This is a genomic window from Streptomyces sp. NBC_00490, from assembly GCF_036013645.1.
Classification (GTDB): Bacteria; Actinomycetota; Actinomycetes; order Streptomycetales; family Streptomycetaceae; genus Streptomyces; species Streptomyces canus_F.
Genome location: NZ_CP107869.1, coordinates 5,937,863 through 5,958,970, shown reverse-complemented (window position 1 = coordinate 5,958,970; position 21,108 = coordinate 5,937,863). Strand labels below are relative to the sequence as shown.

Sequence of the window (21,108 nt, the reverse complement as noted above, 5' to 3'; positions counted from 1 at the left end):
GCGCATCACGAACAACAGCTATGTGCACACGCGAACTTACAGGGCACTCCCGTTCGACGTGAAGCTCAGCCGGACCGAGAGCCTCGCACGGCCCGCCACGCTTCGCCGACCGCCTCCACCGGGCGCAGCCACCAGCGCAGCAACGTCTCCCGCACCGTCACGTACACCCGCCGCCGCTTCAGCCACAGCGGCAGGTCCCGGAACGGCACGAACGACAGCGTGTCGTCGATCGCGTGATCGGCGGCTCCGCCGAGGCCCTCCGCGCGGAGGGCGGCGTACAGCTCCGGAGTCAGTCGGCCGTCGAGCCGGGCCAGGTGGGCGGTCGCCGTGAAGGGGAAGTCCCGCCCCGGGCCGGGCAGCAGTTCCAGTGCCCGGATGATCCGCGGTGACACCACCTCCGGCGGGCAGTTGAGGGCGAGGCCGATCACCGCCGCGCCGAGGTACCGGTCGGCACGGTCGAGCGCGGCGTCCACCTCGGCGGGGTCGTCCATGCCGAGCAGGCCCTTGCCGGTCTCCCAGTTCCAGGCGGGTGTTATCGCAACCACCACTTGTCGGATTTGTTCGGCATCTTCACGTCTCTTCTGGACGGGTGGAGAGAAAGGCTTCCAATTCACGCTTCACGTCGCCGGCCGCCTGACGGGGGGCGGTGTCCCGGAGGAACTCCACAGCCAGTGGAAGCAGCCAGGGCAGGCCAATGTCCTGGCCGATCAGGCGAGCGAGCTCATGCGGTTCGAGCAGGCCGGCCGGACGGCGGCGCAGCTCATGAATGTTCATGACCATGGCGGTCGTGTCCGGGGGCGGGTCCGGCCAGCTATGCCCGCCGAGCTGTTCCAGGGAGCGGCTGCGGACGATCGTCTGAGGCACGAGCGGGATCTTTTCATGCACTTGCTCACCGCCCCACTCACCAGTGATGGCCATGGTCCGACGGTCACCCACGCCTTCATCCCGGCCACAGCCTGCGCAAGCTGAACGGCGGATACGACGAGACAGGTGCCCGGCTCAGCCCCAGGGAGGCACCGCCCACAGCGGGCCGAACACGTCGTACGCCAACCCCTTCTCGGAACCCGCGCCACCGCCGCTGTCAGCCGCTGAACCGGAACGTCGACGTGATCGCGTCGAAGATGTCGAAGAAGGAGTCAGCCAGGTCCAGCACCTGGCTGCTCCCCGCCACCAGCGCGACCTTGCCCTCCTGCCCCGGCACGGGAATGTACGTCTGCATCAGTACGGCCCGGATGGTCCGGTTGAGCGCGTCGTCGGGTACGACGATGTCCTCGACGCCGTACGTCCGTGCCGCCGGCCCGACCCCCGGGATGTCGACGGTCGTCACCTTCCGCCAGGAGTCGCCCTCCTTCTTGGCTTCCTTGACGGCAAGCTGGCCGGCGATGACGGAGGGGTCGTTCGACAGGGGTTCGCCCCGCTCGTTGCGACCGCCGACCATCGACACCGTCACCGAGCCCGTGATGGGCGTATCACCGCCGAAGCTCTCCGCCATGCAGCCGCAGTACAGCGCGCCCGACTTCCACGCGTCCGCCGCGGCCTTGCGGAGGAAGTCCACGTAGGTGTCGCGGTACTGGGCGAGCTCCGGGTGCTGCTGGACGCGTTCGTTCACCATGCGGCGGATCGAGTCGTCCCGGGACTCCGGTCGTACGTCGAACTCCCACCACGACTCGGGGACCTTGATACGGAAACCCCCGCGTTCGACCGTGAGCGCCTCCATGTAGCGGGCCATGTTGCCGACCGACCTTCCCCGTTTGCTCGTTCACTCTCGCCGGAATCTTTCCGTTGTACCGTGCACGTCAGACTACGAGATCGGGGGAGTCCAGAATGGGACAGGGCGGCAAGAGCGACCTCGCCATTCCGCTGAGCCAGCTGGAGGACTACGGCCGCCAGCTGCGGTCGATCAAGACCCGGCTCAACCACACCAAGAAGCTTTTCGAGCAGTACAGGGACGACATCGGCGACGGCAGCGTCAACGACTCCCTCGACGACTTCGAGTCCAACTGGGAGGACGGCCGCGAGGACATCACGCAGCAGTTGGACGCGCTCGCGAAGATGTCGGACGCCGTCGTCCGCGAGTTCAAGAAGCTCGACGACGAGCTCGCGAAGCAGGCCGACGAGGGGATGAAGACCGAGGAGAAGGACTCCAAGAGCAGCTAGGACGGTAACGGCCTGACGATCCGCGGGGCGAAGTCAGGCCGTCGGCGGCTAGCCGCCCGGCGTGGGCTCCGCGCAGTCGCCCCCGGGCGATACGGGGGCGGGGCCCGGGTCGGTCGTGATGGGCGGGTCCGCGGGGCCGGGGGCGGTCGGCACCGGGTCCTCGGTCGGCGGGGCGACCGGGCCCGGGTCCTGAACGGGCGGTGCGACCGGCGTCGGGTCCTCGACCGGCGGGGCGACCGGCGTGGGGTCTGGGTCGGCCGGTGCGGGGCTCGGGTCGGTCGGTGCCGGGCTCGGATCGGCCGGTGCCGGGCTCGGATCGGCCGGTGCCGGGCTCGGGTCCTCAACCGGCTGTGGATCCACCGGGGTCGAGGGTGCCGGGTCCGGCGCGGGGTCGGGCGCCGGTGTGGTCGGGGTCCCCGGTTCGGGGGTGCCCTCGGCGGGAGGCGTCGGTGCCTCGGGGGAGTCGTGGCCGGGCTCCTCGGTAGGCGGGGCCGGTGCGGTGGGTGGCTGCTCGGTGGGCGGTATCGGTGTCTTCGGAGGTTCCGCGACGGGAGGCTCCGGTGTCTTCGGAGGGTCCTCGGCGGGCGGCTCCGGTGCTTTCGGGGGTTCCTCGACGGGAGGTTCCGGCGTCCTGGGGGAGTCTTCGACCGGCGGTGCCGGAGGCTCCGGGTCCTCAGCCTCCCCTCCTGGCGTCGGCGGTGCCGGATCCGTATCCCCCGGCGTCGCGCCCCCAGGCTCCTCCGGCGGCGCGGTCCCGGCGGGCGACGGCGTAATGTCCACCGGCCCCTCCTTCGCCTCCGTCACACCGGGTACGCCCCCACTCGCGCCCTCGGCCCGAACCCGCACCCCGCGCTGAACTTCGGCCGCCCCCTCCGCCGTACCACCGCCCTCCACCCCGTCACCCGTTGCCGGCGTCGGCGCCTCCGCGACCGGAACCTGGGCCACCGGCGCCTCGGCAACCGGCTGCCGCTGAGCCGGAATCGAACCGGACTCGACAGGCCCGAGGGCGAGGAACACCGCGGCGGCCCCCACCACCACGGCCCCTGCGGCGGCAGCGGCCTTGGACACCCCGACCGAGCCGTGCCGCACTCCGTCCAGCAGCCCGCCACCGGACCCGCCGAAGGCGGTCGCCGTACCCGCGAACCCCAGCAGGAACTTGCCGGTCCCGCCCACCGCGAACACCAGCAGCGCGGGCCCGACCAGCGCCGGCAGCCGGTTGTTGGCGCTCATCAGCGCCGCCAGCCGCGCCCGGCAGTCGTCGCACGCGTCCACATGCCCGAGCAGCCGCTCGGACTGCCGGGCGGTGGCGGAACCCCGTACATAGGCAGGCATACGAGCCCAGTGCACCTGGCACGCGGGATCGTCGGGCGCACCGGTCTGCGTCCGCAGAAACGCCAGCCGCATCCCTTCCCGCGCCCGGTGCAGCAGTACGGCGGTGGCGCCCTCCTTGGTCCCGAGCTGCGGCCCGATCGCCGCGAGCGGCTGCCCCTCCGCCTCGGCCAACCACAGTGCCTTGACCCACCGTTCGGGCAGTTGCCCCAGCACCCGCACCACCATGTCGACGGAGGACACGTGCTCCGCCGGATCGTCCCCGTGCCGCCCGGCCTCGGCCTGCTCGCCGGCCTGCGGATCCAGCGGGGTCTCCCGTACGGCACTCCCCGCGGCGCTCGCCAGATGCCGCAGGGTCGTCATCAGATACGCCGGCACGTTGCCGATCCGGTGCCCCGCGGCCAGCCGTCGCCAGACCCGGAAGTGCGCCTCGGCGACGAGGTCTTCGGCGGTGTGGGCGTTCCGGGTGAGGGAGCGGGCATACGCGACGAGACGCGGCTGCTGCTCCTCGTAGATCCGGGCGTAGTCGGCGGTGGAAACGGCGGTGGAAACGTCGGACATGGCGAAACGCTCCAGGGACCTGCTCTAGGGCTGAGGATTTGTAAGGCTAGATGGCAAAATATTCAAACAAAGTTTCAGCCATCGCAGAAAGTGATGCACGTCACTCCCGCAACGACGTAATCAGAGACCCCTCCAGTCGCTCGTACACACGTATCGGCCCAACCAGCCCCACATCGGAGCCCGTCCATGTACTTCGCCCTGGAACAGCCCACCGGCGCGCGTCTGCTCACCGAGGACGACGAGGAGCTGGCGGTCCCCGTGACCCTCCGCTACACCTCGGACGACCCCCTGGCCGTCCACTTCGTCTTCCCGCCCTGGATCTCCCTCGACGGCGAGGAGGTCACCTGGACCTTCGCCCGCGGCCTGCTGGAAGAGGGCCTCGGCTGCCCGGCCGGCGTCGGCAACGTCCACGTCCACCCATACGGCCCGTCCCGCACCGCCGTGGAGTTCCGCTCCCTGGAGGGCGTCGCGCTCGTCGTCTTCGAGACGCCGGCGCTGCACCGGTTCCTGCTCCGCTCGTACGCCGTCATGGAACCGGGCGGCGAGCCCCTGGAACCGGCCCTGGAGCGTGGGTTGGCGTCTTTGCTGGGCGGGGTGTGAGCCAGGTTCGCGGGATGGTCGACTGGAAGACCGGCGAGGGGGTGTCGGGCATCGCCGACCCCGCCGAGGTGGACGCCGCGTTCGAGCGCGGTGAGTGGCCGCTCGGTACGGCCGTGATCGCGCCGGCCTTCAACTGCTCGCTGGAGGAGGCGTCGCCGCGGATCGTCAGCGGATGCGGGTACGGCTGCGAGTACAGGACAAGTTGGAGACGCAGTGGCTGAGCGCCACTTACGCGACCGAGGGTTTGCGGAAGGCCAGCGGAACCAGGGCCCCGTCCGCTTCACGACCATCCACCGATCGCAGACGCCGCTTTGGAGGATGACGTACTCGGGTCCGGAGAAGATCTGGGAGGGTCCGGCGTGATCACGAGCCTGTCGGTCGGTGAGGCGGGTGGACGGCGTCAGCCGACCTCGTTCTCCGCCACCGCCTGGCCGTGGACGACCACGTCGCCGCTGTAGAACATGCCGACGAAAACCGGCGAGTACGTCAGCTGCACCTCGACCTGGACCTGGTCGACGTCCGCCGCCACGCAGTGGGTCGCGGCGATGTCCGCGCCGGACATGTCCATCTCGCGGGCGAAGGCCTTGACGCGGGCGTCGCAGTTCTCGTAGTTGATCGGTGCTTCGCCGCCCTCGTTCTCGTAGAGGGCGTCGGTGTCGATGTCCTGGGCGGCGTAGCGGGCCGCCTGTTCGGCGATGTCCGCCGCGCGTTCCCGCTTGGAGATGGAGAGGCCGCCGTCGATCACGAAGGCGGACAGCGAGATGAAGACCAGGGCGAAGATGATGACCGCGCCGGCGCCTGAGCCGCGGTCGTCGAGGTGGGCGCGGCGGGAGTCCAGCCAGGTGCGGACAGCGGCAGGAACGCTCAAGTTCCTCATCCCGCCTTCCTCTTGAACGGGTCGAGCGGGGCCGTGAAGGAACCCGACATCGTGGTCTTGATGTCCAGGCCGACGATGGCCAGACCCTTCACCCGGCAGCTGACCTCGACCGTGAAGAGTTCGGCGTCCTCGAAGCCGGCGCTGGTCTTGTCCACCGTCACCGGGCCGACGCAGACGTCGGTCAGGTCGGCCTCGGCCGCCTTGCGCGCCTCCGCCATGGCGTTGCCGACGTCCCACTGGAGGGAGCCCGCCCGGGCCGCGTCGCGGGCGGCGCCGTCGATGGCACCCCGGCCCTCCACCATCTGCCCGAAGGCAACCAGGACGAGGATGAAGAGGATCATCACCGGGGCCAGGATGACGACCTCGATGGCGGACAGGCCCCGGTCGTCGTGCAGGCGGCGCTTGAGAGAGGACATCTAGTTGCCGTCCTCCGTCACGAACCGCTCCACCGGGCCGACCGACTGGGCGTGCACGGTGAGATCCAGGCCGGGGAAGACCGACGGGACCCGTGCCGTGATCTCCACACCCACCGTGTTCTGCTCCGGCTGCACCATTTCCACGTCCGGTGACAGCACCAGGCTCGGGCCCAGTTGGCTGATGTAGTCGTCCACCACGTCCCGCGCCTTGCCCCGCCACGCGCCCGGCTCGTCGTGCGCCGTGGCACGCGCCTTGCGGGCACCGGCCTGGGCGGCCGCCTGGGCCACGTGGTCGGCGAAGAAGTACAGCGCGAACTGCACGGTGGCGAAGATCATGAAGAACAGGACGGGGGTGAGCAGCACGAACTCGATCGCGGTCATGCCGGAGTCGCCGCGTGACGCGGCTTCCCGCCGACGGCGTACCCATGCCCGCATGCGCTGCACCAGACCCCCGTACCTTCTTCGATTCCGCTGCTTCAGCAGGTGCCGCTCTGGTTGGCGCCGTTGATGCAGTTCTCGACCTTCTCTGCGCCGCCTTCCAGGGCCCGGTTGATGATCGCGGCGACCACGCCGACGATCGCCACGACGACCGCGGAGATGATGACCCACTCGACGGCGGAGGCACCGCGGTCGAGTTCGCCGGAGCGGGCACGCTGCACGCGGCCCTGGAGGAAAGTGACGAGGAAGTCCACCGCCGGGATCCCCGTGCTGAAGTTCCGCTCGTTCATGGTCAGTTGTCCTTTCAGAGGCTTGCGAGGGTTGAGGCGGTGTCAGACTTGGAAGACCCGCATGGCGGCCGGGTAGATCAGGAACACCAGGAAGCCGGCGCACAGCAGCAGCTGGGCGACGAGCATCGACTGTGACTTCTCGCCCGCGCTGCCCTCGATCTCGGCCATCTCGCGGTGTCGCATGGTCTCGGCGCGGGAGGCGAGCGACTCACGCACCTTCGCGCCGTCGTCCGCGACCAGGGCGAGGGAGGCCGAGAGGTCCTTCAGCTCCTCCACGCCCAGTTCCTCACCGAGCTGGCCCAGCGCCTGCCACTGGCTGGTGCCGGTGATACGGGCGTCGGCGAGGGCGTTGCGGATGCGCTGGGTGGCCCAGCCGTCCGACACCTCGGCCGCCGCCATCAGCGCCTCCGGCAGACCGCGCCCACCGGCGAGGCTCATCGAGACCAGGTCCAGATAGGCGCCGATCACGCGTCGCAGGTCGCGCCGCTTCTCGGCGGCGTCCCGGCGTACCTCGAGGTCGGGGAGGAAGAAGAAGACGGCCGCGAACAGCAGCGCCAGCCAGACCGGGATGATCGGGCTGTCGGCGATGGCCAGCGTCCACACGATCGCGAACATGAGCGGGCCGAAGAACAGCCCCGCCGTGGCCAGCAGCACCTTCGTCGCCAGGAACTTCTCCCAGCTGCGGTCCAGGACCGCGAGGTCCGCCCGCAGCGAGCGCTGCTCCCAGCCCTGCTGGAGGTAGAACTCGGCGACACGCTGGCCGACTTCGGCCCGCACCGAGCCGAGACGGCCCGAGTCGGAGGCGCCGCGCGCGGACTCGTACGCCGTACCCCGGGCCCGCATCGCGTCGATCCGCGCGACCTGCGAGACCGCGCTGCGCTTCGACGGCATGAGGGCGCGGACCAGGACGTAGATGCCGAGGCCGATGATCGCGCCGACGACGACCGGCATGGTGACGTCACTCATCGGCGTACCCCCTCTTCCTGCGACGGCTGGACCGGCTGCTGCGCGGACGGCGTGCGCGGACGGACGAACTGGACCGACGGGTCGCCCTTGACCAGGAAGCGTTCGGGCGTCTCGATCGTCGACAGCTTGCGCAGCCACCAGAAGCCGAGGGCGAACAGCCCGCAGACGATGGCGAGGACGACCTGGCCGATCGCGGTGCCGTACGGCTCCACGAACTCCCGGTTGAACACGGACAGTCCGAGGACGAAGGCGACCGACACCGCGACGACGATCTGTACCGAGCGCCGGGTGGAGGCGCGTTGGGCCATCACGCGGTTGCGCATGTCGACCTCTTCGCGCGCCGACTTGGCGAGCGCGCCGAGCACCTGGCGCAGACCGGGGCCGCGGAGGCGGGCGTTGAGGATGAGGGCCGCGACGATGATGTCGGCGGAGGCGTCGTCGATCTCGTCGGCGAGGTGCTGGAGCGCGTCGGGCAGCGGCGTGCGGGCCCGCAGCCGGTCGACGAGCGCGTCCAGGTGCGGGCGCAGCACGGGCGCCGCGGCGCGCGCGGACGCCGGGATGGCCTGCTCCAGGCCGACCGCGCCGGCGATGGTGTCGCGCAGCGACTCCGTCCAGCCCGCCAGCGCCTCCACGCGTTTCATCGCGGCGCGCTCCTCGCCGGCACCGCCGAACAGCCGGTCCCAGAAGAAGACGAGCACACCGGCCGCGATACCGGCCACCGCCCACTGGGTGAGCAGCAGGACGACGATGCCGACGATGGCGGCGAGCGAACCGCGCTGCCCGGCGAACCGGATCAGCTCGCTCGCCCGCTCTGCGGCCTTCTGCTTCTCGTGGTCCGGCTTGGCCGGAAGCCCCCGTACGGCGATGGCGAACAGCGCGATGCCACCGCCGACGGCGACACCGGACGCGATCGAGAAGAGGACCTCGGTGGAGAACAGCCCGCCCATGGAACCGAGCGAGTCGAGTGCGGCAAGAGTCTGCGTCCGGGCCGTCATGGCCTGAGCCGTCACGGCCTGAGCCGTCACGGCCTGAGCCGTCATGATCTGAGTCGTCATGGTCACCCCCACGCTCCGGTGGGCCGGTAGCCCTGTGCGATCAGGTCCTCCACGCACGCGATGGGCGCGTGCGGCACGACCCGGCCGTCGTGCGCCTCGGCGAACACCTCGCTGGACAGCACCCGGCCGTCCACGCCGTTGACCTCGCGGATGGAGGTGACCGAGCGCTGGAGGCGGCCGCCCGACTGGAAGTTGTTGCGCCGCTGGATGAAGACGACGAAGTTCACGGCGCCCGCGATCAGCATCTGGCTGGCCTCGATGGGCAGTCGCTCGGAGGCCTGCAACGCGTACGTGGAAATACGGTTGAAGACCTCGCTGGAGCTGTTGGCGTGGATCGTGGACAGCGAACCGTCGTTGCCCTGCGACATCGCGTTGAGCATGGTCACGATCTCGTCGCCGAGGACCTCACCGACGATGACGCGGGAGGGGTTCATACGCAGGGAACGGCGGACGAGTTCCGCCATCGAGATCATGCCCTGGCCCTCGGAGTTGGGCAGGCGTTCCTCGAAGGCGACGACGTTGGGGTGGAGGTCGGCGAAGGTGTCGAGCCCGAGCTCCAGGGCGCGTTCGACGGTGATCAGTCGCTCGTGCGGCGGGATCTCGTTGGCGAGGGCCCTCAGCAGGGTGGTCTTTCCGGCGTTGGTCGCGCCCGCGATCATGATGTTCTTGCGGGCCCGTACCGCGCAGGCGAGGAAGTGCGCGGCCTCCGGGCTCAGCGTGCCGTTGCCGACGAGGTCGGAGATGAAGACCTTGCCCATACGGGCGCGACGGATGGAGAGCGCCGGGCGCCGGGTGACGTCCATGACGGCCGACAGACGCGAACCGTCCGGGAGCCGCAGGTCGAGCTGGGGGTTGGCGGAGTCGAAGGGGCGGGACGACAGACCCGAGTACGCGCCGAGCACCTGGATGAGCTCGATGAGCTCCTCGTCGGACTCGGCGACGGGATCGCCGGTGACCTCACGGCCGTCGGAGTAGCCGACGAAGACCTGGTCGTAGCCGTTGATGTCGATGTTCTCGACGTCCGGGTTGTCCAGGAGCGGCTGGAGCCGTCCGACGCCGAAGAGCGCGGCGTGCACCGCGGCGGCGTACTGCTCCTCGGTCTCCGCGTCGAGAGGGGTGCGCCCGGCGTTGATCTCGGTGCGGGCGTGGTCCTCCAGGATCTGGGCTATGACCGCGCGGGCGTAGTGCCGCTCGTCCTCGGGGGACATCGGGGTGACGCCGGACACCTGGTCCTGGCGCCGCTGCTCCGAGATCCGGTCGCCGGCCTCCTGACGGAACCGCTTGACCAGTTGATGGTCGACAGCGGTCATCGGCCGGCTCCGGCATGGCCGTTCATCTCGCCGTGCATCTGACCGTGCTGGGCCTGCGTGGGTACGGTCCAGGCGGCGCCGTACTGCTGGTAGAGGTCCGCGGTGACCTTGCGGGCCGAGCGGATGAGCAGCGACTTGTCGAGCCGCCCGCGCTTGCGGCCGGCCAACTGGTCGGCGCCGGTGGGGTCGTCGGCGATGGTGCCGACGACGCGGGCGCCGGTCTGGGCGTGCACGAGCATGTCGTTGACCTGGCCCGCGATCTTCGCCGCGCTGTTGGTGTCGGCGATCAGCACGACCCCGATCATCGGCGTGCCCAGGCTCGCGGCACCGCGCGCGCCGCCGTGCAGCTTGTTACCGAGGGCGGCGGCACGGTCGCGCACGCGGGCGATGGCCTCCGGCTCGGTACGGCTGATCAGCAGGACGAGGGCGGCGTGCGGGAACAGGTCCACCGCGGGAGTGTCCCCGGCGATCCGGCCGCAGTCGGCGATGACGTCGGCGGCGGCGTGCGGGGACTCGGCGAGCGAGGCGAAGGAGTGCCCGAGGGTCGGCCACAGTCCGGCGAGACCGGCGGCCTGCTCGGCGTTCCCGAGTCCGACGAGCACTTCGAGCCCGCCGCTCAACGGCTGTACGTGGTCCCAGAGTTGGTCGGGGACGAGGCCGCGGCGCGCGGTGGCGGCGATGGACAGCATGCCGGTGTTCGGGTTGAGCGGCCCGCCGTGCGCGGCGGCACTGCGGTAGACGAGGTCGCCGCCCGCCGGGTCGGTCTCGGCGAGCAGCACCCGCCGCGGCCAGACCGCCGCGAGGGCGACGGCCGCGGTGGTGACGCCGGGGGAACCCTTGTCGGCGGCGAGAGCGATGAGCGCCATGGGTCGGGAGCCGCCTTCTAGTTGCTGCTGGGGACGAGGACGAGGACGACTTCGTTGTTGGCGGCGGCCTGGGCGAGGGCACCGGCGTCGTCGTTGTCGACGGCCAGGGTGTACGACGAGTTCGTGCTGCCGACGAGTTCGTCACCGCTCGCGGCCGGAACGGTGCTCACCACGGCGTTGTCGACGATCAGCGAGTTGCCGCCGGTCGCGGACGCGGAGCTGTTGCCGCCGGAGCCGGACCCGCCCTCGGTGACGCGGTAGGCGGCGACGGTGTCCCCGACCTTGATGTCAGCCGGGAACTGACCCGCCTTGAGGGAGACGCCGACGAGGGTCTTGCCCTGGGTGGCGCCGACCTCCTCGGAGAACATCTGCCCCATGACGACCGTGTCCTTGTAGATCGTGGACTTGGCCTTGAGGGACTTCAGGGCGCTGAGCTGGTTCCACTTGACGTAGTTGATGGCGGCGTCCTCGGCGACCATGACGGACGTCACGTTGCCGTCGGTGACCTTTCCGCCCGCCGGGATCTCCTGGGTCACCTTGACGACCTCGATCCGGTCACCGGCCTGGAGCACGAGCATCGTCGCCCCCAGCGCACCGACCAGGATCAGCAGTACCGCCAGCGCCGCCAGCGCCGGTTTGCGCTCGCGAGGCGGCGTGGGAAGCCGGTCGCCGACCGACGCCTGAGCAGGAGCGGCGGAACGACCCTGACCCGCCCCCGTACGCTCTTGGATCTTCACGCAACCGCTCCCCGTACACCCAAGAAAATTGTCTGCCAAATTCTCTGCAAATTAGGACACTTCACCCGCCGCTGCTCGATCTGCGCGGATAGCCATCGCTGGGGTGAGTGTCAAGCCATGGCACCGTATCAGCCGCACATAAGCCCCTCAAGGCGCGTCCGGAGTCACGCTTCTCACCCTGCTCCTCGTTATTCATCTGCAACTTCGGGCGCGTGTTGCCCAGTTGTGCGGGAGCCGGAGGAGGGCCGCGAGCTGTGCGGGAGTGAATCGATTACAGCCACCTCATCCCGCCCGCGCGGAGGTTTTCGTCACGGTCCGCCCATGAGGCCTGCACGATTCGCTCACGAGGCCGGGAAACCGGCATGCCATGATCTTTGCTCGATTCACGGACACGGGGCGGGATAACGGCGATGGCGAGCACGGAAGCGGTCCTTCTTCCGATCGGAGGGGCGGCGCTCGCGTCGGACCCCCGGGTGGCGGAGGCGGTGCGCGCGATCGGGGCGCGGACCGGCGTGGACTACACGGACGACCGGCAGGTGACGGCGTTGCTCGCGGAACGGCGCCGGGCGGCGACGGCGGCACAGCACGGGTCGTTGGCGTGGGTGGGCGGTATCGCCCTGCTGGCGTGCGTGGTGTGGCCGTTCGTGGCGGTGTCGGTGCCCTCGCTCGGCCCGAAGGCCGCAGTGGCGGCGGGCCCCCTCCTGGTCCTGGCCGTGGCCGCGCTCACCCGCGTCCGCGCGAACTGGAAGCGCGAACTCCTGCACCCCGCCCTCACCGGTTACCGCGAGGTCCTGGGCGTGGCCCGGGCCCACGGGATGCCGCCGGCGCATGTGCCGGCGTGGCTGGAGGGCAAGGCGGAGGGCGGGAGCGGGAAGGGGGCGACGCCGATTCCGTCGTACCCGGAGGCCGCTGCCCCTGCTTCTGCTTCTGCGCCTGCTTCTGTTTCTGCCCCGCAGGGTGTCACCGGGGCCGCGGTGCCTCCGAAGCCGGCCGCGGTCACCGAGTACGAACGCCTCGCATCCTCCGGCGGCTGGCACGACGAGACGGGCTGGCTGCTGCTCTTCGCAGGCGCGGGTGGGGCGGCCTGGGCCTGGTCACAGACCGAGCCGATCGGTTACGCCGCCCTCGTGCTGATCCCCGTGGCGATCGGCGTCTGGCTGGCGGGCAGCCACCACGGCAGCGAGGAGACGCGGCTGCGCGGGGAGGCGGTGCAGTACGTCCGGACGGTCATCGCGGCGCAGGCGGCCGGGGCGCGGGTGCCCGAACTGTCACCGGCGCTAAGGAAGTTGCTGCACGACTAGTCACGACAGCGCGCCTTCCCCGCCCCTCCCCACCCCACCCCACCGAAGACCAAGCCTCCCACCAAGGAGCCCCCCACCATGCAGCGAGCCGCACTCGCCCTGCCCCTGCTGACCGTGCTGTCCCTCACCACGCTGACGGCGTGCGGCGGAGGTGACGGCGACGGCGGCTCGGACGCGAAGGCGACCGCCGGGCCGAAGACGACGGCCTCGCAGGCGAAGCCCGCGGTGGACCCGGTGAAGGAGCTGACGAAGCGGTTCGTCACGAAGGCGGAGGTCGCCGACTACAACGTCGACGAACCCGCCAAGGGTGATGCCATGGCCGAGACCCAGGGGGACATGCGCGTCGACAAGCCGGCCTGTGCCCCGCTGGCGTACGCGACCAACTACCTTCCCCTCGGCGACCCGGAGGCCTCGATGGTCCGCCTCGCCAGCGACGGAACCTTCGCGTACAACTACATCACCCTCGCCACCTACACCGAGGGCAAGGCCGAGGCCGCGATGAAGGGCCTGGCCGAGGCGGTCTCCTCCTGTACGGCGGGCTACACCGCCAAGTCCGACAAGGCGAGCACCCCCTACACCTCGGTGAAGAAGGAGACGCCGTTCCCGGACACGGCCGCCGACGAGTCGATCGCCACCGCGTCCACCGTCAGCTACAAGGGCACGCAGACCATGCGCACCCAGACCTTCCGCTTCGGCGACACGATCGTCAACTACTTCTCGATCGACACCAGCGGCTTCATGCAGGGCCGCTCCGGCTCCGCCAAGGTCCCCACCGATCTGGTCAAGGCCCAGAACAAGAAGCTGAGCTGATCACGCTTCACCCCACCGGGTGATCCACCGACATGCCGGACCACCCGGTGGGCGCATCCGCCTACCGTCCGACAACGGCCTCGGCAAAGCCCCGGCCGCCGAGACCTGGAGGCGTCTGATGGCCGCCGACCTCTCCTTCTTCCGCTACGAGACCTCACAACGACTGCGTACGGAGAGCCGCGCCGAGGACATCCTCCTGATCCTCACCGAACGCGGCCTCGACATCCCGGACACCGCACGCGAGCGGATCACGACCTACGCGGATCTGGACACCCTCCGCACCTGTTCACGGAAGCCGGGGCCTGATCACGTACGGCGCGGCACAACTACGCTGCACACGTGATCGAGCACAGACCCTTCCCGCCCGCCCTGGCCGCCATGTCCCGGACCGAGTTCGACTACGCCGACGGCGACGGCATCGACTTCGAGCCGTACGACGCGTTCCTCACGGCGGAGGACACCGCGGACTGGCTTCGTAGCTGGACCGGCAACAAGGAGTTCGACGCGGGGGCCTATTTGCCGTTCGGGCAGGATGGGACCGGCGGTACGGCAGCCGTGTGGTGTGTGCGCGTGGACCGTCCTCTTGTCGATCAGCCGATCGTGTTCCTGGGCTCGGAGGGCGCGACCGGTGTGGTGGCGGGCTGTCTCTCCGACTTCCTGTGGGTCCTGGCGGACGGCCTGGGCCCCATGGAGGCCGTCGAGTACGACGATCGCCCTTCCCGCCCGAACGCACCGCTGACCGCGCTCGCCGAGGCCCACGCCACCACTCCCCGCCGCCCCGCGCGCACGATCATCACCGAGGCCGGGACGGAGTTCCCGACGTTCAGCGAGGACATCGAGGACCTGTGCCGCTGACCACAGCCCCCGCCGCCCCCGCACGCCCTGATGAGTGATTGGCACCGGGGCGCCGGAACGCCGAGCCGCCCGGGGATCCGGCGGTGGCGCGGCTGGCTCCGGGGCGCCGGTCCCAGCCCCGTACCCAAGGACTGACGAGGAGTCCCGATGACCGCACCTCCCCCCGCCGGCCACCGCTGGCAACCCGCTCCCGGCGAACACGAACTCGCCCGCGTCCCCGTCTCCTTCGCCACCGGCGCCGCCGACCGGGTGGCAGGACGACGTTGGTTCCGCGACACCGAACGCCGGGACATCCAGACGGAGTTGCCCGGCTGGCCGGCAGGACCGACGTACCGGCTCCACTCAAGGGTGATCATCGCGCTGGGCGCGACCGCACAGGTCGTCTTCGCGCTCGCGCTCATCGCCCTCGCCGCGGTGCTCGGCGGCACCGGAGTCGGCCCCAGCGCCTCCGAGCCCCTCGGCGAACCGGACGAGCCCGAGAACGAGACCCGGGACTTCCCCGTCCTGTGGGCCGCCCCCGGCACCCTCGCCCGCACCCTCCCCTGGCAGCTCGACCCCGCCCGCCGCCCGGACACCGACGTCACTCACGCCGTACTGACCGACCGCCGCCTCCTAATCCTGGGCGCCCTCGACGATCCGACGGACCCTTGGGAAGAGGTGCTGTGGGAAACCGAGTTGAGCGGCATCGCCACCGTGGAGCGCAGAAGGTTCAGCACCGCGCGACGCGACTTCCGGATCGAGTTCACGGACGGCTCCTGGTGCCGGCTCACCTCCCCCGACGGCGAACAACTGCTCAACCGCCTTTCCCTCAACAGCCTTTCGCCCACCCACCTCTCGCCACCGCAGGACACCGTTTCGCACTAGCGAAGCCCCCCAGTAGAGTGCCGCGCGTGACAACAGGCGGGGAACGGGGGCGCACTGCAATGAGGGCGGCAGCGAAGACGAGCGGCGCGATCAGAGCCCGGCTTCTCACCCTCCTTGCTCTCCTCGCCCTCCTCCCCTTGCTCCTCACGGCATTCGCCTCCGCCGCCCCGGCCACCCCGTCCGCCACCTCCACGGACACCCAGGCCGCCTACCTCGCCGCCCAGCTCCGCACCGACCCGGTCTACGTCACCGACCAACTCCCCCGCGAGATCCCGCAGTCCACCGCCCCCGACTTCGCGAAAGTCGCCCAGCGCACCGGCGCACCGACCTACGTCCTCGTCCTCCCGGCCCGGGCCACCACCGGCGTGGGCCTCCTTGACGCGGTGCACGACCGTCTCGGCAAGGACGGCCTGTACGTACTGATCGACGAGTCGACGGTCAAGGAGGCCAAGGCGTACGGGGTGCAGGCCCCGGCGGAGGACGCGGCGGCCGTCGCCTTCTACGAACTCCCTTACGACGCGGGCCCGTTGCGCAGCTTCGAGCGCTTCACCGACGCCATCGCGCAGGGCGCCGAGAAGGCCGAGGCCCGCGCCGAGTCGGCACGCGAGAAGTACAACTCGGGCGACGAACCGGCCGACCTGTACATCGGCCCGTCCGACCGCGAGAACCAGTCGACCCTCACGGGGGTGGCGATCACGGGCGTACCCCTGCTGATGCTGCTGCTGGTTCCTTATGTACGGCGGTGGTGGCGCCGCCGCCCCGGAGCGGCCCCCCGCAAGCCGGGCCAGCAGGGCGAGCCGGCGAAGGGGAAGGCGAAGAGGAAGTCGACGTCCCCCGGAAACTGGATCCTCGCCGCACTCGCCCTGGGCACCGCTGTCGCGATCACCCTCACCGCCCCCCTCGTCTTCGACCAGACCAGGTCCAGCGCTTCTCCCCCGCCCCGGGCGATCGACCTCAACGCCCGCCTCGACCGCGTCGCGAAGGGCCTGGCCGAGGGCCCGGTGTACGCGGACCCGGAGAGCCCCCGGGTACTGAACACGGCCCAGCTGGCCCAGCTTCACGACCGCATCGAGAAGTTCAGCTCCTCCAAGGGCGGCGGCCCGGTCTTCGTCGCGCTGGTCCCGCAGATCTACGAGGACGAGTCCCAGGGCGACGAAGAGGCGTTCACGGCGGCGGTCCGCGACAAGCTCGGCGGCAAGGACGGCGTCTACATCGTCGCCGACCCGTTGGACGGCTACATCAACGTCTTCAACTACGGCCTGGCACTGGACACTTACAGCGCCCTCTTCGATCTCCCGGAGTCCATCTCGTACGGGGACTCGAAGGCGAACGAGGCCGACGACCACCTCCTGGGCGAACGTCTCGACGACCTGATGGTCATCCTCGACAAGACCGCCCGCACCGACGAGCCGACCACCCCCGGCGACCCGTACCCGGCCGCGGACCCGATCGCCGAGGACGAACTGCGCCCGTTGTACTACGGCGACTTCTGGTCGGGCCTGTTCCTGGGCGTCCTCGCCGCGCTCCTGTTCTTCGGCCTCGCGGCGGCCGTCCTGGGCATCGTCCGTGTGCTGCTGCGGCGCCGCAATCCGGAGCCCCTCCCGACCTCGGAACTGCCGCAAGTCTCCCCGGCGACGCCGTCGTTGTCGTATCTGCGCGAGACGGCGACGACCGAGATCCGCGCCATGACCACCGCCTTCGGTACCGGCGAGACCGCGGACGCCCGGTCCCGCGACCGCTACGAGGCGACGATGGTGCTGGTCGACGAAGCCTCCGCGGCGGGCGGCTCGGGCGAGGACCTCGACGTCCTTCGGCCCGCCGCCCTCGTCGTGATCATCGTCCTCGCCCGGGCCACCCGCGCCGCCCTCGCGGACGAAGAAACCACCCGCTGCTGCGGCGTGAACCCCCTGCACGGCCCGGCGAAGTCCAGCCGCCACATACGGGTGTCGACGGAGGACAACCGCCGCAGGATGCTCCCCCTCTGCGACCGCTGCCTCAACGACACGGCCCCGAACGACTATCCCGCCCTGCTCCTGACCCTGCCGGCCCCGGACGACGACTCGCGACGCACCCCGTACTACGAGGACGACCTGCTGTCCGCAGCCCCCGAGGGCTACACCAAGCTCGGCCGCAAGGTGCGGGAGTCGACACTCGCCCACTGACGCGAGACGTGCCGCCCCCCGGAGGCTCGGCGAGGATCTCGCCGTCGGGGCCGGCCAGCAGGGGAGCCTGACCCCTGAAGGCAAAGGCCGGCGCAGCCGCCTTTGCCTTCAGGGGCGCGGGGAACTGCGCGACAAGCCACGACGAACCCGCACCCGCCACACAACAGCCCCCCACGACCCCCTGGGCGCCCGGTACCAACACCCACGGCCCGCTACCGCTACCGCGCCGCCCGGCTCTTCCCCCTGCCCTTCTTGCGCAGCGCGCGCCGCCGCTCCCGCCGCTCCGCCTCCCCGGCCTCGACCAGGGCCCGGCGCCGGCGGTGGCAGAGCAGGCCGAGGAGGCCCGCGGTGACGGCGTAGGCGAGGAAGGCGGTGCCGGTCCCCGGGAGGTATTCGCACGTGTACGAGCGGCAGTTCCTGCTGGGCAACCCGCTGAACAGCAACAAGGCCGGCCCGAGCGCCGCGGCCCAGCAGACGGCACTCCCGACGGCCCGGGCGACCCGCAACGGCCGTCCCGCGCCCGCCTTGTTCGCGGCCCCGAGCCCGAAGACCAGGGCCCCGCCGATCCAGCCGAGCACGCTCAGGACCCCCAACGCGCCCCCGGCCACCCACGCCCCACCGGGTACGCCCACCAGCACCGGAATCGCCTCCCGTGCGAGCCCCCGCCCGACTCCGAGAACAAGCAGGAGTACGGCCAGGAGGGCCGCCAGGAAGACGACACCCCCGGCGATCCCGAACCCGTCCCGCACCCGAAACCGACTGCCTGCCATCTCAGCCCCGTACTCCCGATCCCAACGGCTGCGCCGCACCCACCTGTTCCCAGGATTTAACCTCCGCCCTCTTGGCGCCCCCACTTCTACGCGCGTAACTTGAGCCGACTCCCCACGGTCCCCCACGCCCCCGCCACACGTACCGCCGACCGAAGGCGCGTTGCCGCACCCGCCGTCCGACGCCCGATCCGAGGAGACCGCCAGCGTGTCCAGCCCCGAAGGAAGACCCCACGAGGAAAGCAGCTCGCGCGGGGGAAGCAGCCCGCACGCGGAACGAGGCCCCCGCGCCCGCCACGCCGCCTACCCGCTGATAGCCGTGGGCGCGGTGGGCGCCCTCGCCCTGACCGCCCTCCCCGCCTGGACCGCCGTCGCCGCCCCGTCGGCCACCGCGGTGATCTCGGAGGTGTACGGCGGCGGAGGCAACTCGGGAGCCACGCTGACCCGGGACTTCGTCGAGCTCGCCAACGCGGGCTCCGAGGTCTTCGACCTGTCGGCCTACAGCGTGCAGTACCTGCCGGGCGCCGCCTCCGCGAGCTCGCAGTGGCAGGTCACCGCCCTCAGCGGTTCGCTCGCCGCCGGTGGCCACTACCTGGTCGGCGAAGGCGCCGGCAGCGGCGGTACGACGGCCCTGCCCGCCCCCGACGCCACCGGCTCCATCGCGATGAGCGCCACCACCGGCACCATCGCCCTCGTCTCCGGCACCACCGCGCTGACCTGCAAGACCGCCGCGGACTGCACGGCCGACAGCCGGGTCCTCGACGTCGTGGGCTACGGCACCGCGGTCGTCCGCGAGGGCAACGGCCCCGCGTCCGGCGCCTCCAACACCGCCTCGGTCGCCCGCGCCGACTCCCTTTCCGACACGGACGACAACGCCACGGACCTCACCGCCGGTACGCCGACCCCGGTCAACTCGGCGGGCCAGACCCCGGATTCGGGCGGCGGCGAAGGCGGTGGCGGTGGCGGTACGACGGACCCGGGCACCGTCCGCGTCCACGACATCCAGGGCACCACGCGCCTCTCGCCGTACGCCGGCAAGGCGGTCACCCGTGTCCCCGGCATCGTGACCGGCGTCCGCACGAGCGGCTCGAAGGGCTACTGGATCCAGGACCCGCAGGCGGACACCGACGCCCGTACCAGCGAGGGCGTCTTCGTCTACACGGGTTCGACCACCCCGACGGTCGCGGTCGGCGACTCGGTCCTGGTCACCGGCCGGGTCACCGAGTACCACCCGAGCAGCACCAGCCAGTCGGTCACGGAGATCACGGGCCCGACGGCGACGGTCGTCTCGTCCGGCAACGCCCTCCCCGAGCCGGTGAAGCTGGACGGGACGACGGTCCCGGACGCGTACACGCCCGACGCGGACGGAGGCAGCATCGAAGCGCTGGCTCTCGAACCGGGGTCGTACGCCCTGGACTTCTACGAGTCCCTTGAAGGCATGCGTACGACGTTCACGGACGCGCGCGTGGTCGGCGCGACGGACGCGTACGACGAGCTGTGGGTGACGGTCAAGCCCGACGAACACCCGACGAAGCGCGGCGGCACCCTCTACACGGCCTACGACGAGCCCAACTCGGGCCGGATGAAGGTTGCTTCGCTGGACACGACGGGCCCGGTGGCGAACGTCGGCGACGAGCTGTCCGGCACGACGACCGGCCCGCTCGACTACTCCACGTACGGCGGCTACATCCTCCAGGCCACGCAGCTCGGCACGCTGGCCTCCAAGGGCCTGAAGCAGGAGGTGACCCGCCGCCAGAAGGGCGACGAGCTGGCGGTGGCGACGTACAACGTCGAGAACCTGGACGCGTTGGACCCCCAGGAGAAGTTCGACCGCCTGGCGGCAGGCGTGGCAGTCAACCTCAACTCCCCCGACGTCGTGGCCCTGGAGGAGATCCAGGACGACAACGGAGCTACGAACGACGGCACATTGACGTCCGAGGCGACGCTGACGAAGTTCACCACCGCGATCCGCGCGGCCGGCGGCCCCCGCTACTCCTGGCGTTACCTCGCCCCCGAGAACAACCAGGACGGCGGCGAGCCCGGCGGCAACATCCGCCAGGTGTTCCTCTTCAACCCCAAGCGGGTCTCCTTCACGGACCGCGCGGGCGGCGACGCGACGACGGCGACGAGCGTGGTGAAGACGAGGAAGGGCGCTCACCTGACGTACTCCCCGGGCCGTATCAACCCGACGAGCGATGCGTGGGACAGCAGCCGCAAGCCGCTGGTGGGCGAGTTCGTCTTCCACGGCGAACCGGTCTTCGTCATCGCCAACCACTTCACCTCCAAGGGCGGCGACCAGCCCCTCCACGGCCGCTACCAGCAGCCCGCCCGCAGCTCGGAAACCCAACGCGCGGCCCAGGCGGCGGAGGTGAACACCTTCGTCAAGTCCCTGCTGGCCGCCGACAAGGACGCCAAGGCGGTGGTCCTCGGCGACCTGAACGACTTCGAGTTCTCCCGGACCGTGACGACGCTGACCTCCGGCGGCGTCCTCCGCCCCTTGATCACCACCCTCCCGCCCGCCGAGCGCTACACCTACGTCTACGACGGCAACTCCCAGACCCTGGACCACACCCTGACGACCCCCGCGATCACCCACTTCGACTACGACGTGGTCCACATCAACGCGGAGTTCGCGGACCAGGCGAGCGATCACGATCCGCAGATCGTACGGATCGACGTGAGCCGGTGCCGGGGGCACTGACCGGGTGATGTGACGGACCGAGGTGACCTACCGAGGTGACCGACTG

At 70.7% G+C, this 21,108-nt stretch carries 24 protein-coding genes; 10 read left to right on the top strand and 14 right to left on the bottom strand.

Translation table 11 applies throughout. The features are described from left to right. Positions 1 to 65: 65 nt before the first annotated feature. The 3 genes from OG381_RS27210 to OG381_RS27200 form a co-directional block, all read right to left on the bottom strand. On the bottom strand, positions 66 to 548 hold the full coding sequence (locus OG381_RS27210; RefSeq protein WP_327718698.1) for a hypothetical protein: 483 nt from the start codon (positions 546 to 548) through the stop codon (positions 66 to 68). Positions 549 to 570: 22 nt separating this feature from the next. Further along, a complete protein-coding gene (locus OG381_RS27205; protein WP_327718697.1) occupies positions 571 to 918 on the bottom strand; it encodes a contact-dependent growth inhibition system immunity protein in 348 nt (115 codons plus the stop codon). Between the two features lie 163 nt (positions 919 to 1,081). Beyond that, positions 1,082 to 1,729 carry a hypothetical protein gene (locus OG381_RS27200; protein WP_327718696.1) on the bottom strand — a complete coding sequence of 216 codons (648 nt, stop codon included), beginning with the start codon at positions 1,727 to 1,729 and terminating at the stop codon, positions 1,082 to 1,084. Positions 1,730 to 1,824: 95 nt separating this feature from the next. Here OG381_RS27200 and OG381_RS27195 point away from each other — a divergent pair, with 95 nt between their 5' ends. Further along, on the top strand, positions 1,825 to 2,157 hold the full coding sequence (locus OG381_RS27195) for a hypothetical protein (RefSeq protein ID WP_327718694.1): 333 nt from the start codon (positions 1,825 to 1,827) through the stop codon (positions 2,155 to 2,157). A 48-nt stretch (positions 2,158 to 2,205) separates the two neighbouring features. Here the strand turns inward: OG381_RS27195 and OG381_RS27190 are convergent, their stop codons facing one another. Then, on the bottom strand, positions 2,206 to 4,047 hold the full coding sequence (locus OG381_RS27190; RefSeq protein ID WP_327718693.1) for a sigma factor: 1,842 nt from the start codon (positions 4,045 to 4,047) through the stop codon (positions 2,206 to 2,208). A gap of 186 nt (positions 4,048 to 4,233) precedes the next feature. Between OG381_RS27190 and OG381_RS27185 the strand changes: the two genes are divergently transcribed. Beyond that, positions 4,234 to 4,647, top strand: a complete 414-nt coding sequence (locus tag OG381_RS27185; protein WP_327718692.1) for an SsgA family sporulation/cell division regulator — start codon at positions 4,234 to 4,236, stop codon at positions 4,645 to 4,647. A gap of 14 nt (positions 4,648 to 4,661) precedes the next feature. Further along, entirely contained in the window at positions 4,662 to 4,868 is a 207-nt protein-coding gene (locus OG381_RS27180; RefSeq protein ID WP_327718691.1) for a hypothetical protein, read from the top strand. Between the two features lie 179 nt (positions 4,869 to 5,047). Here the strand turns inward: OG381_RS27180 and OG381_RS27175 are convergent, their stop codons facing one another. The 9 genes from OG381_RS27175 to OG381_RS27135 form a co-directional block, all read right to left on the bottom strand. Beyond that, positions 5,048 to 5,524 carry a TadE/TadG family type IV pilus assembly protein gene (locus OG381_RS27175; protein WP_307027299.1) on the bottom strand — a complete coding sequence of 159 codons (477 nt, stop codon included), beginning with the start codon at positions 5,522 to 5,524 and terminating at the stop codon, positions 5,048 to 5,050. Next, the gene (locus OG381_RS27170) at positions 5,521 to 5,940 is read right to left on the bottom strand and encodes a TadE/TadG family type IV pilus assembly protein (protein WP_327718690.1); all 420 of its coding nucleotides are present in this window, start codon (positions 5,938 to 5,940) and stop codon (positions 5,521 to 5,523) included. The genes OG381_RS27175 and OG381_RS27170 overlap by 4 nt, the downstream gene beginning before the upstream one ends. Further along, complete coding sequence (locus OG381_RS27165; protein WP_307027303.1) at positions 5,941 to 6,375, bottom strand: TadE family protein; 435 nt, start codon at positions 6,373 to 6,375, stop codon at positions 5,941 to 5,943. Between the two features lie 41 nt (positions 6,376 to 6,416). Further along, positions 6,417 to 6,668, bottom strand: a complete 252-nt coding sequence (locus tag OG381_RS27160; protein ID WP_046263660.1) for a hypothetical protein — start codon at positions 6,666 to 6,668, stop codon at positions 6,417 to 6,419. 42 nt (positions 6,669 to 6,710) lie between these two features. Then, positions 6,711 to 7,634, bottom strand: coding sequence for a type II secretion system F family protein (locus OG381_RS27155; RefSeq protein ID WP_327718689.1), 924 nt, complete (start codon positions 7,632 to 7,634; stop codon positions 6,711 to 6,713). Then, the gene (locus OG381_RS27150) at positions 7,631 to 8,581 is read right to left on the bottom strand and encodes a type II secretion system F family protein (protein WP_327722567.1); all 951 of its coding nucleotides are present in this window, start codon (positions 8,579 to 8,581) and stop codon (positions 7,631 to 7,633) included. The genes OG381_RS27155 and OG381_RS27150 overlap by 4 nt, the downstream gene beginning before the upstream one ends. 110 nt (positions 8,582 to 8,691) lie before the next feature. Continuing rightward, positions 8,692 to 9,999 carry a CpaF family protein gene (locus tag OG381_RS27145; protein WP_327718688.1) on the bottom strand — a complete coding sequence of 436 codons (1,308 nt, stop codon included), beginning with the start codon at positions 9,997 to 9,999 and terminating at the stop codon, positions 8,692 to 8,694. Beyond that, complete coding sequence (locus OG381_RS27140; RefSeq protein ID WP_266823508.1) at positions 9,996 to 10,865, bottom strand: hypothetical protein; 870 nt, start codon at positions 10,863 to 10,865, stop codon at positions 9,996 to 9,998. Before OG381_RS27140 ends, OG381_RS27145 begins: the two co-directional genes overlap by 4 nt. 17 nt (positions 10,866 to 10,882) lie before the next feature. Then, a complete protein-coding gene (locus OG381_RS27135; RefSeq protein WP_327718687.1) occupies positions 10,883 to 11,602 on the bottom strand; it encodes a hypothetical protein in 720 nt (239 codons plus the stop codon). A gap of 410 nt (positions 11,603 to 12,012) precedes the next feature. Between OG381_RS27135 and OG381_RS27130 the strand changes: the two genes are divergently transcribed. From OG381_RS27130 to OG381_RS27105, 6 genes are all read left to right on the top strand, one after another. Next, on the top strand, positions 12,013 to 12,903 hold the full coding sequence (locus tag OG381_RS27130; RefSeq protein ID WP_327718686.1) for a hypothetical protein: 891 nt from the start codon (positions 12,013 to 12,015) through the stop codon (positions 12,901 to 12,903). Positions 12,904 to 12,981: 78 nt separating this feature from the next. Next, positions 12,982 to 13,713: a hypothetical protein gene (locus OG381_RS27125; RefSeq protein ID WP_327718685.1), complete on the top strand. Its 732-nt coding sequence runs from the start codon at positions 12,982 to 12,984 to the stop codon at positions 13,711 to 13,713. A 118-nt stretch (positions 13,714 to 13,831) separates the two neighbouring features. Beyond that, positions 13,832 to 14,056 (top strand): hypothetical protein, encoded by a 225-nt coding sequence (locus OG381_RS27120; RefSeq protein ID WP_327718684.1) that lies wholly within the window; start codon positions 13,832 to 13,834, stop codon positions 14,054 to 14,056. Between the two features lie 35 nt (positions 14,057 to 14,091). Continuing rightward, positions 14,092 to 14,568, top strand: a complete 477-nt coding sequence (locus tag OG381_RS27115) for an SMI1/KNR4 family protein (RefSeq protein ID WP_327722566.1) — start codon at positions 14,092 to 14,094, stop codon at positions 14,566 to 14,568. A 147-nt stretch (positions 14,569 to 14,715) separates the two neighbouring features. Further along, positions 14,716 to 15,432 (top strand): hypothetical protein, encoded by a 717-nt coding sequence (locus OG381_RS27110; protein WP_327718683.1) that lies wholly within the window; start codon positions 14,716 to 14,718, stop codon positions 15,430 to 15,432. Between the two features lie 59 nt (positions 15,433 to 15,491). Then, positions 15,492 to 17,594 carry a hypothetical protein gene (locus OG381_RS27105; RefSeq protein WP_327718682.1) on the top strand — a complete coding sequence of 701 codons (2,103 nt, stop codon included), beginning with the start codon at positions 15,492 to 15,494 and terminating at the stop codon, positions 17,592 to 17,594. Positions 17,595 to 17,812: 218 nt separating this feature from the next. Here OG381_RS27105 and OG381_RS27100 read toward each other — a convergent pair whose 3' ends face one another. Continuing rightward, positions 17,813 to 18,364: a hypothetical protein gene (locus OG381_RS27100; RefSeq protein ID WP_327718681.1), complete on the bottom strand. Its 552-nt coding sequence runs from the start codon at positions 18,362 to 18,364 to the stop codon at positions 17,813 to 17,815. Positions 18,365 to 18,680: 316 nt separating this feature from the next. Here OG381_RS27100 and OG381_RS27095 point away from each other — a divergent pair, with 316 nt between their 5' ends. Then, positions 18,681 to 21,062, top strand: coding sequence for a lamin tail domain-containing protein (locus OG381_RS27095; protein WP_327722565.1), 2,382 nt, complete (start codon positions 18,681 to 18,683; stop codon positions 21,060 to 21,062). Positions 21,063 to 21,108: the final 46 nt, after the last annotated feature.

What these genes read in the sequence shown, in the direction of transcription:
- OG381_RS27200 (WP_327718696.1), bottom strand. Translation starts at nt 1,729, where the DNA reads ATGGCCCGCTACATGGAGGCGCTCACGGTCGAACGCGGGGGTTTCCGT.
- OG381_RS27185 (WP_327718692.1), top strand. Translation starts at nt 4,234, where the DNA reads ATGTACTTCGCCCTGGAACAGCCCACCGGCGCGCGTCTGCTCACCGAG.
- OG381_RS27115 (WP_327722566.1), top strand. Translation starts at nt 14,092, where the DNA reads ATGTCCCGGACCGAGTTCGACTACGCCGACGGCGACGGCATCGACTTC.
- OG381_RS27140 (WP_266823508.1), bottom strand. Translation starts at nt 10,865, where the DNA reads ATGGCGCTCATCGCTCTCGCCGCCGACAAGGGTTCCCCCGGCGTCACC.
- OG381_RS27120 (WP_327718684.1), top strand. Translation starts at nt 13,832, where the DNA reads ATGGCCGCCGACCTCTCCTTCTTCCGCTACGAGACCTCACAACGACTG.
- OG381_RS27130 (WP_327718686.1), top strand. Translation starts at nt 12,013, where the DNA reads ATGGCGAGCACGGAAGCGGTCCTTCTTCCGATCGGAGGGGCGGCGCTC.
- OG381_RS27180 (WP_327718691.1), top strand. Translation starts at nt 4,662, where the DNA reads ATGGTCGACTGGAAGACCGGCGAGGGGGTGTCGGGCATCGCCGACCCC.
- OG381_RS27125 (WP_327718685.1), top strand. Translation starts at nt 12,982, where the DNA reads ATGCAGCGAGCCGCACTCGCCCTGCCCCTGCTGACCGTGCTGTCCCTC.
- OG381_RS27150 (WP_327722567.1), bottom strand. Translation starts at nt 8,581, where the DNA reads ATGGGCGGGCTGTTCTCCACCGAGGTCCTCTTCTCGATCGCGTCCGGT.
- OG381_RS27160 (WP_046263660.1), bottom strand. Translation starts at nt 6,668, where the DNA reads ATGAACGAGCGGAACTTCAGCACGGGGATCCCGGCGGTGGACTTCCTC.
- OG381_RS27205 (WP_327718697.1), bottom strand. Translation starts at nt 918, where the DNA reads ATGGCCATCACTGGTGAGTGGGGCGGTGAGCAAGTGCATGAAAAGATC.
- OG381_RS27195 (WP_327718694.1), top strand. Translation starts at nt 1,825, where the DNA reads ATGGGACAGGGCGGCAAGAGCGACCTCGCCATTCCGCTGAGCCAGCTG.
- OG381_RS27175 (WP_307027299.1), bottom strand. Translation starts at nt 5,524, where the DNA reads ATGAGGAACTTGAGCGTTCCTGCCGCTGTCCGCACCTGGCTGGACTCC.
- OG381_RS27105 (WP_327718682.1), top strand. Translation starts at nt 15,492, where the DNA reads ATGAGGGCGGCAGCGAAGACGAGCGGCGCGATCAGAGCCCGGCTTCTC.
- OG381_RS27145 (WP_327718688.1), bottom strand. Translation starts at nt 9,999, where the DNA reads ATGACCGCTGTCGACCATCAACTGGTCAAGCGGTTCCGTCAGGAGGCC.
- OG381_RS27155 (WP_327718689.1), bottom strand. Translation starts at nt 7,634, where the DNA reads ATGAGTGACGTCACCATGCCGGTCGTCGTCGGCGCGATCATCGGCCTC.
- OG381_RS27100 (WP_327718681.1), bottom strand. Translation starts at nt 18,364, where the DNA reads ATGGCAGGCAGTCGGTTTCGGGTGCGGGACGGGTTCGGGATCGCCGGG.
- OG381_RS27170 (WP_327718690.1), bottom strand. Translation starts at nt 5,940, where the DNA reads ATGTCCTCTCTCAAGCGCCGCCTGCACGACGACCGGGGCCTGTCCGCC.
- OG381_RS27165 (WP_307027303.1), bottom strand. Translation starts at nt 6,375, where the DNA reads ATGCGGGCATGGGTACGCCGTCGGCGGGAAGCCGCGTCACGCGGCGAC.
- OG381_RS27190 (WP_327718693.1), bottom strand. Translation starts at nt 4,047, where the DNA reads ATGTCCGACGTTTCCACCGCCGTTTCCACCGCCGACTACGCCCGGATC.
- OG381_RS27110 (WP_327718683.1), top strand. Translation starts at nt 14,716, where the DNA reads ATGACCGCACCTCCCCCCGCCGGCCACCGCTGGCAACCCGCTCCCGGC.